Origin of the sequence: Cupriavidus sp. HPC(L), from assembly GCF_000307735.3 — a bacterium.
Classification (GTDB): domain Bacteria; phylum Pseudomonadota; class Gammaproteobacteria; order Burkholderiales; family Burkholderiaceae; genus Cupriavidus.
The window spans coordinates 1-15634 of sequence record NZ_AMPR02000474.1 but is presented as its reverse complement, the minus strand read 5'-3'; the positions used below and the strand labels follow the sequence as shown (position 1 = coordinate 15634).

The window sequence follows — 15634 nt, the reverse complement described above, 5'->3', positions numbered from 1 at the left end:
CGCTGGCCGAAGCGGTCGAGCAGGTCGACGACCGGCTTGGCAAGGATCAGGGGCCGTGGCGCTACTGGAGCTGGCGCCTGCGCTTCGCGGGCGAGGAATGGCAGCAGGCGCTGACCGACCGCGGGAGGGGCAGCGTCATGCGATCGGCGCAGCTGTTCGCCGCGGTGCTGGCGGGCTGGGCCATCGGCGGCTGGCTGCTGCACGAACTGGCGCGGCGCGTGCGCGGACGGCTGATGCGGCCGGTCGATCGGGTCCAGCTACCGACGGTGCCGTCGTGGACCGACGTCGGTATCTTCATGCTGCGACGGGTCGGCCCGTGGGCAATCGCGTTCGGCATGGCGATCTGGATCGTGCGCGCGCTGGCGCTGCATCTGGTGCCGGCCGGCGTCGCGGCGCTGACGCTGGCCTATGCGCTGGTCGCCGGCGCGGTGCTGTCGGCGGTATCGCAGACGCTGTTCGCGGTCTTCAATACCGCGCACCGGCGCCGCGCGGTCCACGACCTGCACCAGCACTCGCGCACGGTGTTGTTCGCGATCGGCGCGCTGGCGGCGCTTGGCGATGCCGCGACCAATGCGCGCGTGGTCGCAGCGCTCGGCATCAACCTGTCCGCGGTGACCGCCAATCTGTCCAACATCGCCGCGGCGCTGCTGATGGCCTGGTTCTGCCTGCGTTTTCGCCGGCAGATCGGCCATCTGATCGCCAACCGCCCGCTCGCCTTTCGCCAGGCCCATCCGGCCATCACCGATGTGTTGCGGCTGGCCGGCGGCACCTGGCATCTGCCGGTGCTGGCGGTGGTATGCGCGTCGGTGGTCGGCACGCTGCTCGCCGCTGGCCACGCGGACGACTATCTGGGCCGGACCATCCTGACGGTGGCGCTGCTGGTCGCCGCGCTGGCGCTGACGGTGGTGACCGGACGCTCGCCGCAGGCGACCCAGCACGGTCCGCGGCAACGCTGGCAGCGGCGCTCGGCCTATCTGGCGCGCTTCGGCCGCTTCGCGGTGGCGCTGCTGCGGCTGGCGATCTGGCTCGGCTTTCTGGAGCTGACGAGCCGCGTCTGGGGCAATTCGCTGCTGCATCTGATGCATTCGACCGCGCTGGGCCGCCGTTTCGCCGACGCGGTATTCGGCGCGCTGGCGGCGGTGCTGCTGTCGTGGCTGTTCTGGCTGGTCATCGACACCGCGATCACGCAGGCGCTGTCGCCCGGACATGGGCGCGGGCAGCCGCCCAGCATGCGGGCTCGCACGATCCTGCCGCTGCTGCGCAACGCGGTATTCGTTGCGCTGCTGGTGATGGCGCTGATCGCGGTGCTGGCCAATCTCGGCGTCAACGTGACGCCGCTGATCGCCGGCGCCGGCGTGGTCGGCCTGGCCATCGGCTTCGGCGCGCAGACGCTGGTGCAGGACCTGATCACGGGGCTGTTCATCGTGGTCGAGGACTCGATCGCGATCGGCGACGTGGTCGAGCTGCCCGACCACAGCGGCACCGTCGAAGGGATGACCATCCGCACGATCAAGCTGCGCGACGGCAAGGGGGCGCTGCATGTGCTGCCGTACAGCCAGATCAAGGCGATCAAGAACCTGTCGCGCGGCCATGCCTTCGCGGTGTTCAATATCGGCCTGCGCTACGACAGCGATCTGGACCGCGCCATGGCGCTGATCCGCGAGGCCGGCGACGAGATCGCGCAGGACATCCGCTTCACGCATCGGCTGCTGTCGGGGCTCGACATCCTCGGGCTGGACCGCTTCGATCCGTCGGGCCCGGTCGTGCTGGCCCAGTTCAAGACGTTGCCGCTGGCGCAGTTCGAAATCACGCGGGCGTTCAACGCGACGCTGAAGCAGAAGTTCGACGCGGCCGGCATCCGCATGGCGTCCCCTTACATGACGCTGCAGCTCGATGGCGGCGGCGCGGCCGAGGTCAAGCCGCTGATCGAGGGCGGCGCAGGGGCAGCATAGCGTCCACGGCATCGGCGTGCCGCTTCGCCAAAAGAAAAGGGCGGAGATTTCAGCGCTGAAATCTCCGCCCTTGCCTTGCTTGCCGGGCTACCCCGGGCCCCGTCCCGCTGGCGGGATCGGACCCGAATCATCGTATCGTTATCGTCCGCTCAGGCCGCCTTGCGATGGTGCTTGCGCTCGGGCCGGCATTCGTACTTGATCTCGTGCCGCCCGTCCTCGTAGACCACCTCGAGCCGCACGGTGAAGCCCCATAGCCGGGTGACATGGCGCACCACCTCCTCGAAGTTCTGCGCCAGCGGCCGGCGATCGCTCTGCAGATGGCGCAGCGTCAGCGAGCGGTCGCCGCCGACGTCGACGTTGGTGACCTGGATGTTCGGCTCGATATTGGACAGGTCATACTGGCTGGCCAGCAGCTGCCGGATGCGCCGATAGCCCTCGTCGTCGTGGATCGCGGTCACGCGCAGCTTGCTTTCGCGGTCGTCGTCCAGCACCGAGAACAGCTTGAGCTCGCGGATCACGCGCGGCGACAGGAACTGCAGCAGGAAGCTCTCGTCCTTGAAGTTGCGCATCGCGAAGTCCAGCGTCTTGCGCCAGTCGCTGCCGGCGATTTCCGGCGCCCAGCGGTAATCCTCGTCGTCCGGGTGCTCGCACATGCGGCGCAGGTCCTGGAACATCAGGAAGCCGAGCGTGTAGGGATTGAGGCCGCTGTAGTAAGGGCTGTGGTACGGCGGCTGGTAAATGACGTTGGTATGCGCCTGCAGCAGTTCCATCATGAAGGCATCGTTGACCAGCCCCTGCTCGTACAGCTCGTGCAGGATCGTGTAGTGCCAGAACGTGGCCCAGCCCTCGTTCATGACCTTGGTCTGCCGCTGCGGGTAGAAGTACTGCGCGATCTTGCGCACGATGCGGACGATCTCGCGCTGCCAGGGCTGCAGCTTCGGGGCGTTCTTCTCGATGAAGTACAGCAGGTTCTCCTGCGGCTCCGGCGGGAAGGTGGCCTCGGTCTCCGGCGGTTCGTCCTCGGTCACCAGCGCGTGCGAACGGTGCTTCGGCAGGGTGCGCCACAGATCGTTGACCTGCATCTGCAGATAGTTCTCGCGCTCGGCCTGGCGCGCCTGCTCCTCGGTGATCGACAGCTTCTTCGGCCGCTTGTAGCGGTCCACGCCGTAGTTCTGCAGCGCATGGCAGGAGTCGAGCAGCAGTTCGACCTCCTGCTCGCCGTAACGCTGCTCGCATTCGGCCACGTAGTTCTTCGCGAACAGCAGGTAGTCGACGATGGCGTCCGCGTTGGTCCAGGTGCGGAACAGGTAGTTGCCCTTGAAGAAGGAGTTGTGGCCATAGCAGGCATGCGCGATCGTCAGCGCCTGCATCGGCATCGTGTTCTCCTCCATCAGATAGGCGATGCAGGGGTTCGAGTTGATCACGATCTCGTATGCCAGGCCCATGTGGCCGCGCTGGTAGCTGCGCTCGGAAGCCAGGAAATGCTTGCCGTACGACCAATGGCTGTAGCCGACCGGCAGGCCCGCGGACGCATAGGCGTCGAGCATCTGCTCGGCGGTGATGATCTCGATCTGGTTGGGATAGGTATCGAGGCCGAAATCGGCCGCGATGCGCGCGATTTCCCGGTCGTACCGCTGGATCAGTTCGAAGGTCCACTCCGAACCGGTAGAGAGGTATGCCATGTCCCACCCCCATGTCAGCGGATCGCCATCGCGGCTCCGCCGGTTAGCCAAGGCCTGTCCGGTGCGGTGCCCTTGCATGGACCCCATGCCGGGCACCGGTACGCCAGGGTGTCAACGCATCGGCGCCCGGTGTCCGGTCAGGCCGCCTTCTTCTGAAACAGGTCGTGCAGCACAGGATAGATCTCGTCCGCGCCGATGATCCGCTGCATCGCGAAGTTCTCGTGCGCGCTCTTGACCGTCATGTACTCTTCCCACAGGTTCTGCGGCTCCTCGGACGCGACCTCGACATAGGCGTAGTACTGCACCAGCGGCAGGATCGATTCGCGCAGCAGCCGGCCGCACAGCTCCGAGTCGCCGGCCCAGTTGTCGCCATCCGACGCCTGCGCGCAGTAGATGTTCCACTGGCTGGCCGGGTAGCGGTTGTGGATCACGTCGACCATCAGCTTCAGCGCGCTCGACACCACCGTGCCGCCCGATTCGCGCGAATGGAAGAAATCTTCCTCGTCGACTTCCTTGGCGACCGTATGGTGGCGAATGAAGACGACGTCGATGCGTTCGTAGTTCCGCTTCAGGAACAGGTACAGCAGCATGAAGAAGCGCTTGGCCAGGTCCTTGCGGCTCTCGTCCATCGACCCCGACACGTCCATCAGGCAGAACATCACCGCCTGCGCCTGCGGACGCTTCTTCAGCACGCGGTTGTTGTAGCGCAGGTCGAGCTTCTCGATGAAGGGCACGCGGTCGATGCAGGCGCGCAGATGGCGCATCTCCTTCATCATCTCCTGCGCGCGGGCCGTATAGGGGCCCTCTTCCTCGAGCACCTCGCTGTACTGCTGCTCGAGCGCCTGCAGGCGCCGCTGGTAAGGCCCGGACAGCGCGATGCGCCGGCCGAGCGAGCTGCGCATCGTGCGCAGCACCGACAGGTTCGAGGGCGTGCCGTCGATCGAAAAGCCGGCGCGCACCTTGCGCACCTCGGCGATCTTCGCCAGGTGGCGCTTGGCCATGTCCGGCAGCGCCATGTCCTCGAAGAAGAAATTCAGGAAGTCCTCGCGCGAGAGCGTGAAGACGAAATCGTCCTCGCCCTCGCCCGAGTCGCTCGCCCGCGAGCCGGTTCCGCCCGCTCCTTGCTGCTGGCGGTCGAAACTGTCTCCGCGGACGAACTTCTTGTTGCCGGGGTGGATCCACTCGCGCTTGCCACCCTGGCCATGGTGGAAGATCGGCTCGGAGATGTCCTTGACCGGAATGGACACCTGCCCGCTCTGCTCGATGTCCATGATCTTCCGGCCGGACACCGCCTTCGCTACGGCTTGCCGAATCTGCTCGCGGTAACGCTTGATGAAACGCTGCTTGTTGACCGCACTCTTGTTGCCGCCATTCTCCCGCCGATCGATGACCGTGGCCATATTGGTTGCCCTCGTTCAGAGGCCCCGTGCAGGCGCCGTTACGATGATTTTCGAACGCGCAAGTACCACTCCACCAGCAGCCGGACCTGCTTGGGCGTATAGCCCTTCTCGACCATGCGGTTGACGAAGTTCTCGTGTTTCTCCTGGTCCTCGCGCGAGGACTTGGCGTTGAAGGAAATGACCGGCAGCAGGTCCTCCGTGGTGGAGAACATCCGCTTCTCGATCACCATGCGCAGCTTCTCGTAGCTGGTCCAGTTCGGGTTCTTGCCGCCGTTGTTGGCCCGCGCCCGCAGCACGAAGTTGACGATCTCGTTGCGGAAGTCCTTCGGGTTCGAGATACCCGCGGGCTTTTCCACCTTCTCCAGCTCGTCGTTCAGCGCGTTGCGATCGAGGATCTCGCCGGTGTTGGGATCGCGGTACTCCTGGTCCTGGATCCACAGGTCGGCGAACACCACGTAGCGATCGAAGATGTTCTGGCCATACTCGGAATACGACTCCAGATAGGCGGTCTGGATCTCCTTGCCGATGAACTCGACGAACGGCGTCGTCAGGTATTCCTTGATGTACGACAGCAGCTTCGCTTCCTGCTCCGGCGGGAACTGTTCGCGCTCGATCTGCTGCTCGAGCACGTACAGCAGGTGCACCGGATTGGCCGCGACCTCGGTGTTGTCGAAGTTGAAGACCTTGGACAGCACCTTGAACGCGAAGCGCGTCGACAGCCCGCTCATGCCCTCGTCGATGCCGGCATAGTCGCGGTACTCCTGGTAAGACTTCGCCTTCGGGTCGACGTCCTTCAGGCTTTCGCCGTCGTAGACCCGCATCTTCGAGAAGATGTTCGAGTTCTCCGGTTCCTTGATCCGCGTCAGCACCGCGAACTGCGCCATCATCTTCAACGTGTTCGGCGCGCATGGCGCGGCCGACAGCGAGCTGCTGCGCAGCAGCTTGTCGTAGATCTTGACCTCGTCGGACACGCGCAGGCAGTACGGCACCTTGACGATGTAGATCCGGTCGAGGAAGGCCTCGTTGTTCTTGTCCGCCTTGAACGATTGCCATTCGGCCTCGTTGGAGTGGGCCAGGATCACGCCGTCGAACGGAATCGCGCCGAAGCCTTCGGTGCCCTTGTAGTTGCCTTCCTGCGTCGCGGTCAGCAGCGGGTGCAGGACCTTGATCGGCGCCTTGAACATCTCGACGAACTCGAGCAGGCCGCGGTTGGCCAGGCACAGGCCGCCGGAGTACGAGTACGCGTCCGGATCGTCCTGCGGATAGTCTTCGAGCTTGCGGATATCGACCTTGCCGACCAGCGAGGAGATGTCCTGGTTGTTCTCGTCGCCCGGCTCGGTCTTCGCGATCGCGATCTGCGACAGCACCGAGGGCCGCAGCTTGACCACGCGGAAGCGCGTGATGTCGCCGTTGAACTCGTGCAGGCGCTTGACCGCCCATGGCGAGGCGATCGTGTTCAGATAGCGGACCGGGATGCCATAATCCTCCTCCAGAATCTTGCCGTCTTCCTCGGGCGAGAACAGTCCGAGCGGCGATTCATGGATGGGCGAGCCCTTCAGCGCGTAGATGGGGATCTGTTCCATCAACGACTTGAGCTTCTCGGCGAGCGAGGACTTGCCGCCGCCAGGAGGCCCGAGCAGGTAGAGGATCTGCTTGCGTTCCTCGAGACCCTGCGCGGCATGCTTGAAGAACGAGACGATCTGCTCGATCGTGTCCTCCATGCCGTAGAACTCGCGGAACGCCGGATAGATCTTGATGACCTTGTTGAAGAACAGGCGCGACAGTCGCGGGTCGTGGTGCGTGTCTACCAGCTCTGGCTGCCCGATCGCGGCGAGCATGCGCTCGGCCGCGGTCGCATAGGCAGTAGGGTCTTTCTTACAGATCTCCAGGTACTCCTGGATGCTGTATTCCTCTTCCTTGCGAGCTTCGAAGCGCGTGGCGTAGTGGCCGAAAATGTCCATACCTCACTCCCGTCAGAGTCTCGTCCGAGGCGAACGCAGTCCGTCTGCAGGTAGGTACCCTGCCTCATTCCACGTATCAGCCTTTGAATACCGCCACCCCGGCTTGGCGGAAGACTGACCATGTTGCGAAGTCTTTACTTCATCATAGTCAAATAACGCCCAGGGGGAAGAGCTTGTTGACGCGCATTGCGCACTCGCAACGGCGCCGTCCTGCTCGTGAAAACTGCGTCCTGGCTGCGTGCGACTGAGCGGCACGCTGACCGGTTCGCACTGGGCGGTGCGACCATGTTCTGGGACACACCTTACACCTTTCCCTTTGGTGCTGCACTGACCCGTTTGTAACGATTGCTTCCGACGAGCATCGTCGACATACCGGGACTGCAAAACCTTGGAACGGGTGGGGTCGTACGTTGGCACATCCTGCATCGTTGCTGCTGCCAATGCCTCGCGCGCAACGTCGCACGACACGCTGTGGTCGTGTTCGCGGTGCGCGAGACCGGCATTGAAGCGGGGATCGAAACGGGATGAAAACGCAGCGCCGCGACATCGCGCATCGCGCTGCGGAAAAGCAGGGTTAACCCATCGGCCCGGGCGTGGGCCTGCTGTCGGCCCGGGTGTGGCGAAGCATCGTTCGCCGGTTGTCTCCATGCACCGTCGAGGCAATCGCGTCTCCCCTTTGGAATCGTGGCGCGCACCGTGCGGGTGCGTGCCCATTGGAATGCCGAAACCGCTACAGGTTCCAGCTTGCATTCGACCGCGTCGATCGCATCGCTGTCTCCCCGTCGCGGTTGCCCGCGCGGCGGCATCCGTCGGCCACCGTTGCCAGTACACCAGCAAGTTGCGGGCCACATAGGGCACGCGAGTCGAATGGTCGGCGAAGGATCGGGGGACGAACGGCGGTCGTCGATGGCGATCGTCGACGGCGGTCGGCGACGATCAGGGGAAACCGCAATGCGCGGCGACTTGCGCGTCGGCGACAATCGATCGAACAGAATCGAGGAAGAGGCCGAACGCCGGAGGGAGAAGAGCGGGACAGAGGGACAGTGAAAGCGCCGGGCGTCAGCACCCGGCGGGCCGTGCTGCCAGTGCTGCCAGTGCTGCCAGCGCGGCGGCACCGGCAGTGGCGAAATTCAGATCGGATCCCAGTTGATGACGTCGGGCGAGCGCTCCAGCGGATGGAAGCTGTTGCGCATTGCGGGGATCGCGATCTCGGCGATCGACTCCGGCGTCCACCCTTCGCTGGCGTGCACCGATCGCACCGGCCGCGGCTGGCTCATCAGCATGATCTCGTTGGCGCGCACCGCGAAGATCTGCGCATTGACCTCGCGCGCCGCCTCGCTGGCGAGGAAGACGGCCATCGGCGCGACCTTGCCGGCTTCCATCTTCTGCAGCTTGGCCACGCGCGCCTGCTCCTCGGGCGTCTCCGACGGAATCGAGCTGGTCATCCGGCTCCAGGCGAACGGTGCGATGCAATTCGAGCGCACGTTGAAGCGGGCCATGTCCAGCGCGATCGATTTGGACAGCGCGGCGATGCCGAGCTTGGCCGCCGCGTAGTTGGCCTGGCCGAAGTTGCCGATCAGGCCGGAGGTCGACGTCATATGGACATAGGCCCCGCTCTGCTGGTCCTTGAAGTAAGGGGCGGCCGCGCGGCTGACGAAGAAGGTACCGTGCAGATGCACGTCGATCACCGCGCGCCATTCCTCCTCGTTCATCTTGAAGAACATGCGGTCGCGCAGATTGCCGGCGTTGTTGATCACGGCGTCGATGCGGCCGAACCGGTCCAGCGCGCACTGGACGATCGCGTTGGCGCCCTGCCAGCTCGACACGCTGTCGGTGTTGGCCACCGCCTCCCCGCCGGCGGCCCGGATCTCCTGGACCACGCGCTGCGCCGGTCACCACCGCGACCTTGCCAGCCATCGTGCCTACCGTCCTGGCTGCCGCCGATCCTTCCACCTTCGCCGTCATCATCGGTCTCCTGTCCCACCTACGAGGTTCTATTGAAGCGGCATATACGATAAATTGCCGGCAGCGAAAGGGGAATTCGCCAATCCCAAAAGACGCCTTCCACCGGCCGAAACCCTTCGTTCGATCCCGCCAAACCCATCACGACACGATGCATTACGACCTGACCGACCTGCGCCTGTTTCTGAACGTAGGGGAAACCCATAACCTGACGCGGGCGGCCGAACGCAGCTTCCTGTCGCTGCCGGCGGCGAGCACCCGGATCAAGCAGCTGGAGGAAGCGTTCCAGACACAGCTGCTGATCCGCCAGGTCAAGGGCGTGCGCCTGACGCCGGCGGGCGACGCGCTGCTGCGCCATGCGCGCGAGGTCTTTCGCGAGCTCGAATGCCTGCATGCCGATCTGCGCCCCTACGCCAAGGGCGTCAAGGGCAAGGTCCGGCTGCTGGCCAACACCACCGCGACCAACTCGTTCCTCGCCAGCGCGCTGTCGCGCTTCCTGTCGGAGAACCCGGACGTCGACATCGAACTGGAGGAGCACCTGTCGCAGGAGATCGTCTCGGCGATCGGCGCCGGCGCGGCGGACCTTGGCATCGTCGCCGGCGAGGTCGCCACCGAGGATCTCGACGTGATGCAGCTGTGCAGCGACGAGCTGATCGTGATCGCGCCGGTCAACCACCCGCTGCCGCAGTTCAAGCGGCTGCATTTCGCCGATCTGCTCGACACCTGCCGCTTCGTCGGCCTGAACCAGTTCAGCGCGATCCAGTCCTTCCTCGACCGCATCGCCAGCGGCATGGGCAAGCGCATCAGCCTGCGCATCCAGGTCGGCAGCTTCGACGCGGTCTGCCGCATGGTCGAGGCGGGCGCCGGCATCGCGATCGTGCCCAACAGCTGCGCGCGCCGCTACGCCAGCCGCAAGGTGCTGCGCTTCATCACGCTGGAGGACGACTGGGCACGGCGCGAGCTGCGCCTGGTGCGCCGGCCCGGCCGGGAACTGCCGCAGTTCGCCGAGACGCTGGTCCACTACCTGATCGACGCGGCGCGCGAGCCCGTCTGAGCCGTCGCCGCCGCCACGGTGCCGCCGGGGAGCCGAGGTAAGGCGCGCCCTAAGCCGCTCTTTGGCAAATGCGAATGTCGGTGCGCGGCGGGCTCGGGAATAATGGCCGCATTCCCGTGATTCCCCGCGAAGGGTCCCCCGATGACGATCGACCAGGCGCGCGATGCGCATTACCCCGAAATCCGCGAAGCGGTGCGCGATCTGTGCGCCGGCTTCGATTCCGCCTATTGGCAGCGCGTCGAGCAGCAGGACGCCTTTCCCGAAGAGTTCGTCCAGGCGCTGACGCAGGCCGGCTGGCTGTCGGCGCTGATTCCGGAGACCTATGGCGGTTCGGGCCTGCCGCTGACGGCCGCCTCCGTGATCATGGAAGAGATCAATCGCAGCGGCGGCAATTCCGGCGCCTGCCACGGCCAGATGTACGTGATGGGCTGCCTGCTGCGGCACGGCTCCGAGGCGCAGAAAGAGCGCTGGCTGCCCGGCATCGCCGCGGGCGAGCTGCGCATGCAGTCGATGGCGGTGACCGAGCCGACCACCGGCACCGACACCACCAAGCTGAAGACCACCGCGGTGCGCCAGGGCGACCGCTACGTCGTCAATGGCCAGAAGGTCTGGATCTCGCGCGTGCAGCATTCGGACCTGATGCTGCTGCTGGCGCGCACCACGCCGCTGGACCAGGTCAAGCGCAAGTCGGAAGGGTTGTCGGTATTCGTGGTCGACCTGCGCGAGGCGATCGGCAACGGCCTGACGGTCCAGCCGATCCGCAACATGGTCAATCACGAGACCAACGAGCTGTTCTTCGACAACCTGGAGATCCCGGTCGAGAACCTGATCGGCGAGGAAGGCAAGGGCCTGAAGTACATCCTCGACGGGCTGAACGCCGAGCGGATCCTGATCGCGGCCGAATGTATCGGCGACGGCTACTGGTTCGTCGAGCGCGCCAGCCACTATGCGCGCGAACGCGTCGTGTTCGATCGCCCGATCGGCCAGAACCAGGGCATCCAGTTCCCGATCGCGCGCTCCTACGTCAACGTCGAGGCCGCCAGCCTGATGCGCTACCGGGCCGCGGAGCTGTTCGACGCCGGCCAGCCCTGCGGCAAGGAGGCCAACATGGCCAAGCTGCTGGCCGCCGACGCCTCGTGGGAAGCGGCCAACGTCTGCCTGCAGACCCACGGTGGCTTCGGCTTCGCCGCCGAATACGACATCGAGCGCAAGTTCCGCGAGACGCGTCTGTACCAGGTCGCACCCATCTCTACCAATCTGATCCTGTCCTATGTGGCCGAGCACGTGCTGGGCCTGCCGCGGTCCTTCTAGGCCCGCAGCTTTCTGACGGTCGTTCCGCCGTTCCTGCCGCTCCCTGCCGCGCCAACCCGATCCACGCCAAGCCGATGCCCAGCTCCACAAGCTCCTATCCCACGCGCGAACTCTGCGAGTTCCTTTCCCGCTTCACGCTGTCCGACGTGCCGCCGTCCGTGGTCGAACGCACCAAGGACCTGTTCCTCGACTGGATCGCCTCGGCCCTCGCCGGCAAGGACGCCCCGGCGGTCCGCCGCCTGCAGGAATTCGCCGTGGCGATGGGCCCGCAGCAGGGCCCATCCGAGGTACTGGTCGATCGCCGCCGCACCTCGCCGTGGTTCGCCGCGCTGGTCAACGCCGCCGCCTCGCATGTGGTCGAGCAGGACGACGTGCACAACGGCTCGGTGCTGCATCCGGCCGCGGTGGTGTTTCCCGCGGTGCTGGCCGCGGCCCAGGCCGAGGGCAGCAGCGGGGCGCAGCTGCTGACCGCGGCGATCGCCGGCTACGAGGCCGGCATCCGCATCGGCGAATTCATGGGCCGCTCGCACTATCGCGTGTTCCATACCACCGGCACGGTCGGCACGCTGGCCGCCGCGGCCGCGGTCGCCAAGCTGTACGGGCTCGATGCCGAGGGCATCAACCAGGCGCTGGGCTCGGCCGGCACCCAGGCCGCGGGCCTGTGGGAATTCCTGCGCGACGCCGCCGATTCCAAGCAGCTGCATACCGCCAAGGCGGCCGCCGACGGCCTGATGTCGGCGCATCTGGCGCGGGCCGGCTTCACCGGCGCGCGCCGCATCCTGGAGGGGGCGCAGGGCATGGCGGCCGGCATGTCCAGCGACGCCGATCCGGCGCGGCTGACCGATGGCCTGGGCACACGCTGGGCCACCGCCGAGACCTCGTTCAAGTTCTTCGCCTCGTGCCGGCACACCCACCCGGCCGCCGACGCGCTGAAAGCGCTGATGCAGCGGGAGCGCGTCGAGCCCGAGCAGATCGCCAGCGTGACCGCGCACGTGCATCAGGGCGCGATCGATGTGCTCGGTCCCGTGGTCCATCCGGTCACGATTCATCAGGCCAAGTTCTCGATGGGCACGGTGCTCGGGCTGGTCGCCTGGCATGGCCACGCCGGCCTGGGCGAGTTCGAGCAGCACGCGCTGCGCGATGCGCGCGTCGGGGCCTTCCGCGACAAGGTGGCGATGGCGCTCGACGCCGAGATCAACGCCGCCTATCCGCGCCAGTGGATCGGCCGCGTCACCGTGACGACCACCGACGGCCGCGCGCTCGAAGCACGCGTGGACGTGCCCAAGGGCGATCCGGACAACACGCTGAGCCGGCCCGAGCTCGAAGCCAAGGCGCTGCAACTGGCGGCCTTCCGCCAGGGCGCCAGCGAGGCGGAGATGCGCACGATCATCGCGCGCGTCTGGGCGCTCGAACACACGGACAGCGTGGCGGACTGGTTGCCGGCCGCGGCCTGAACTCCTACGCTCGCAGAGACGGCGCGAAGACGGCCGTCCCTGCCGTTCCCACCACCCTGAGAGGATTCCCGTGGACCACCAATTGACGGCCGATCCGGCCCACGCCGATACCAACACCAAAACCAGAACGAGAACCAATACCAGCACGGACACCGAAGGCGATACCAGCCTCGAAGCGCTGCGCCAGTGGATCGGCCGCAGCGAAAGCCGCACCGAAACGCTGGCGCTGCAGCCCGTGCTCGGACTCGCCGCCACGCTGGACCTGGACGGCGACGCGATCGCGCGCGGACCGCTGCCGCCGCTGTGGCACTGGCTCTATTTCCTGCCGCGCGCGCCGCAGCGCAAGCTCGGCCGCGACGGCCACGCGGTGCTGGGCGGCTTCCTGCCGCCGGTGCCGCTGCCGCGGCGGATGTGGGCCGGCAGCGAGCTGGACTTCCAGCGTCCGCTGCGCGTCGGCGACACCGTGACGCGTACCTCGACGATCGAGGAAGTCCAGCAGAAGACCGGCCGCAGCGGCGAGCTGTGGTTCGTGTCGGTCCGCCATGTACTGACCGTCGACGGCAAGACGGCGCTCAGCGAACGCCACGACATCGTCTATCGCGCGATGCCGGAGCCGGGCCAGGCCCAGCCGCCGCGCCCGCGGCTGCCGCACCAGCCGCAATGGCAGCGCCAGCTGCATGCCGATCCGGTGATGCTGTTCCGCTTCTCGGCGCTGACCTTCAACGGCCACCGGATCCACTACGACCACGACTATGTGCGCGACGTCGAGGGTTATCCCGGCCTGGTCGTCCACGGCCCGCTGCAGGCGGTGCTGATGATGGACCTGCTGGCGCGGGAACTGCCGCGGGCGAACGTCAGGCGCTTCGGCTTCCGCGGCATGGCGCCGCTGTTCGACCACGACCTCGTCACGGTCGGCGGCCGCCGGGACGAACAGCAGCCCGGACGTGTGCTGCTGTGGACCGGCGACGATGCGGGCGGGCAGGCGATGGAAGGATGGGCGGTGGTGGAGGAATAGGCGCGCTCCACCGCGCCTACCCTGTCGTCCCCGCGAAAGCGGGGACCCAGCGTCTTTCGGGACGTCGGGACTTCGGAAGACGCCGGGTTCCCGCCCGCGCGGGAACGACGCAACGGTTCTCCTGCACGTCAACGGGCGATCACTCCACCTCGATCTTCGCCGTCTTGACCACCCCGCTCCACAGCCGCAGCTCCCGCTCGATCCGCTCCGCCAGCGGCTTCGGCCCGGTGATGTTCAGGTCGTAGCCGCCCTGCGTCATCCGCTGGCGGAAGGCCGCATCGTCGCCGACGGTCTGCTGCGCCTTGACCAGCGTGTCGACCACCTCGGCTGGCAGCTTCGGCGGGCCGATCAGCGCGTACCAGCCGGTCACCGCATAGTCCTTCAGCCCCGACTCGACCATGGTCGGCACGTTCGGCAGCGCGGCGTTGCGCTCCTTTGACGTGACCGCCAGCGGCCGCACCTTGCCGCCCTGGATATGGCCGATCGCGGTGCCCGTGATATCGAACATGAAGGCGATCTTGCCGCTGATCACGTCGGTCATCGCCGGCGAATTGCCCTTGTACGGCACGTGCAGCATCTTGACGCCGCTCATCTGCGCCAGCAGTTCGGCCGACAGATGGTTGGACGCGCCGACGCCGGCCGAGCCGAACGCCACGCCTTGTGGGTGCTTGCGGGCGTACTCCACCAGCTCGCCGACGTTGCGGGCAGGGAAGTCCTTGTTGATCAGCAGCACGTTGGTGTAGTCGGTGATCAGCCCGATATGGCTGAAGTCCCGGGTCGGATTGAAGTTGACCGCCTTCTGGATCAGCGGCGTCATCGTCATGGTCGGGCTGGCGACGAAGTACAGCGTGTAGCCGTCCGGCGGCGCCTTGGCCGTGATCTCGGCGGCGATCGCACCGCTGGCGCCGGCACGGTTGTCGACCACCACCGGCTGCTTCAGCACGCGTCCCAAGTAGTCCGCATAGATGCGCGCCGCGGTGTCGACCGGTCCGCCGGGCGTATAGCCGACGATCAGCTTGATCGGGCGCGACGGATAGGGCTCGGCCGCGGCGGCGCCTTCGCTGAGCGCCAGCGAGGCCACCGCCACCGCCGTCACTGGGACCAGCGCGCCCAGCACGGTCGCCAGCGTGCCGGCGGGCCGCCATCGTGTTTGCTTCGTTGCCATGCGTCTCCTCCTGAGGTGAACGGTCTGGCTCGGCCGGCGCACTTTGTTGTTCGCGCACGTTCGGTCCGCATGGGCTGGGTCCGTTTACATATGGAGAGAAGCCCTGGCGCTTCCGCCGATGCCATCACCGCAGTGTGTGGGGGCGCCGGCCCGCTCGCCATTTGCATTTGGCTAAGGCCGCCTTCCGCACGGCCGTGGGTGCGCTGCGGCAAACCGCGCGCACCGGATGGCACGGCGCGCGCGACGGCTCGACGCTCAATAGCAGCGCACGCCGTCGTCGTCGCGGCATGCCGGCTCCGGAGCAAGCACCGGAAGCAGACGCCGAGGATTCTGCAGTTCCTGCCTGACCGCTTCGACGCCGTGGATGGCCGCACGGTATCCGTGCCGCCGCGTCCCTTCCCCGCCCACCCGCACGACGACCGCCGCGCGCCCGTCGCGTGGCATCGGATAGACCTTGAGCTGCGCCCTGCCCGCGAGTTCGCCGCGGCCACGCATCGGCAGCCGGAACAACCGGATCAGCAGCGCCAGCAACGCGCCTTGCCAGTCGCCCGCGGCGAGCCTGTCGCGTACACCTGGGCCACAGATCGCCACGGCCTCATGCATGCGCCGTGCGTCTCCCACACGTACCGGGCGGATACGGCAGCGCAGCAGCACGCGCCGCGGGTCGCCGTCGCGCCG

General features: G+C 66.6%; 10 protein-coding genes and 1 pseudogene. 5 read left to right on the top strand and 6 right to left on the bottom strand.

Annotated elements, in window-relative coordinates:
* The coding region (locus tag B551_RS24890; RefSeq protein ID WP_043442869.1) for a mechanosensitive ion channel family protein at positions 1 to 1952 on the top strand (1952 nt) is incomplete at its 5' end.
* A gap of 149 nt (positions 1953 to 2101) precedes the next feature.
* On the opposite strand, the gene B551_RS24885 is transcribed toward B551_RS24890, so the two are convergent.
* The 4 genes and pseudogenes from B551_RS24885 to B551_RS24870 all read right to left on the bottom strand — a co-directional run bounded on the left by B551_RS24885 (position 2102) and on the right by B551_RS24870 (position 8912).
* Positions 2102 to 3634 carry a SpoVR family protein gene (locus B551_RS24885; protein ID WP_023265246.1) on the bottom strand — a complete coding sequence of 511 codons (1533 nt, stop codon included), beginning with the start codon at positions 3632 to 3634 and terminating at the stop codon, positions 2102 to 2104.
* 137 nt (positions 3635 to 3771) lie between these two features.
* Positions 3772 to 5034, bottom strand: a complete 1263-nt coding sequence (locus B551_RS24880; RefSeq protein WP_006576789.1) for a YeaH/YhbH family protein — start codon at positions 5032 to 5034, stop codon at positions 3772 to 3774.
* 38 nt (positions 5035 to 5072) lie between these two features.
* Entirely contained in the window at positions 5073 to 6995 is a 1923-nt protein-coding gene (locus B551_RS24875) for a PrkA family serine protein kinase (protein ID WP_006576790.1), read from the bottom strand.
* A 1130-nt stretch (positions 6996 to 8125) separates the two neighbouring features.
* Positions 8126 to 8912: pseudogene (locus tag B551_RS24870) on the bottom strand (SDR family NAD(P)-dependent oxidoreductase).
* A gap of 196 nt (positions 8913 to 9108) precedes the next feature.
* On the opposite strand from B551_RS24870, the gene B551_RS24865 reads away from it, so the two are divergent.
* The 4 genes from B551_RS24865 (at position 9109) to B551_RS24850 (ending at position 13791) form a co-directional block, all read left to right on the top strand.
* Positions 9109 to 10011 carry a LysR family transcriptional regulator gene (locus B551_RS24865; protein WP_006576792.1) on the top strand — a complete coding sequence of 301 codons (903 nt, stop codon included), beginning with the start codon at positions 9109 to 9111 and terminating at the stop codon, positions 10009 to 10011.
* A 141-nt stretch (positions 10012 to 10152) separates the two neighbouring features.
* Positions 10153 to 11322 (top strand): acyl-CoA dehydrogenase family protein, encoded by a 1170-nt coding sequence (locus B551_RS24860; RefSeq protein WP_006576793.1) that lies wholly within the window; start codon positions 10153 to 10155, stop codon positions 11320 to 11322.
* Between the two features lie 74 nt (positions 11323 to 11396).
* Entirely contained in the window at positions 11397 to 12776 is a 1380-nt protein-coding gene (locus B551_RS24855; RefSeq protein ID WP_023265244.1) for an MmgE/PrpD family protein, read from the top strand.
* Positions 12777 to 12954: 178 nt separating this feature from the next.
* Positions 12955 to 13791 (top strand): MaoC family dehydratase N-terminal domain-containing protein, encoded by an 837-nt coding sequence (locus B551_RS24850; RefSeq protein WP_043442875.1) that lies wholly within the window; start codon positions 12955 to 12957, stop codon positions 13789 to 13791.
* A gap of 139 nt (positions 13792 to 13930) precedes the next feature.
* Here B551_RS24850 and B551_RS24845 read toward each other — a convergent pair whose 3' ends face one another.
* Positions 13931 to 14956 carry a tripartite tricarboxylate transporter substrate binding protein gene (locus B551_RS24845; RefSeq protein ID WP_006576795.1) on the bottom strand — a complete coding sequence of 342 codons (1026 nt, stop codon included), beginning with the start codon at positions 14954 to 14956 and terminating at the stop codon, positions 13931 to 13933.
* Positions 14957 to 15211: 255 nt separating this feature from the next.
* On the bottom strand, positions 15212 to 15634 hold a 423-nt coding region (locus tag B551_RS24840), incomplete at its 5' end, for a hypothetical protein (protein ID WP_043442866.1).

Coding starts and splice junctions, on each gene's coding strand:
- B551_RS24885 (WP_023265246.1), bottom strand. CDS start 3,634: ATGGCATACCTCTCTACCGGTTCGGAGTGGACCTTCGAACTGATCCAG.
- B551_RS24880 (WP_006576789.1), bottom strand. CDS start 5,034: ATGGCCACGGTCATCGATCGGCGGGAGAATGGCGGCAACAAGAGTGCG.
- B551_RS24875 (WP_006576790.1), bottom strand. CDS start 6,995: ATGGACATTTTCGGCCACTACGCCACGCGCTTCGAAGCTCGCAAGGAA.
- B551_RS24865 (WP_006576792.1), top strand. CDS start 9,109: ATGCATTACGACCTGACCGACCTGCGCCTGTTTCTGAACGTAGGGGAA.
- B551_RS24860 (WP_006576793.1), top strand. CDS start 10,153: ATGACGATCGACCAGGCGCGCGATGCGCATTACCCCGAAATCCGCGAA.
- B551_RS24855 (WP_023265244.1), top strand. CDS start 11,397: ATGCCCAGCTCCACAAGCTCCTATCCCACGCGCGAACTCTGCGAGTTC.
- B551_RS24845 (WP_006576795.1), bottom strand. CDS start 14,956: ATGGCAACGAAGCAAACACGATGGCGGCCCGCCGGCACGCTGGCGACC.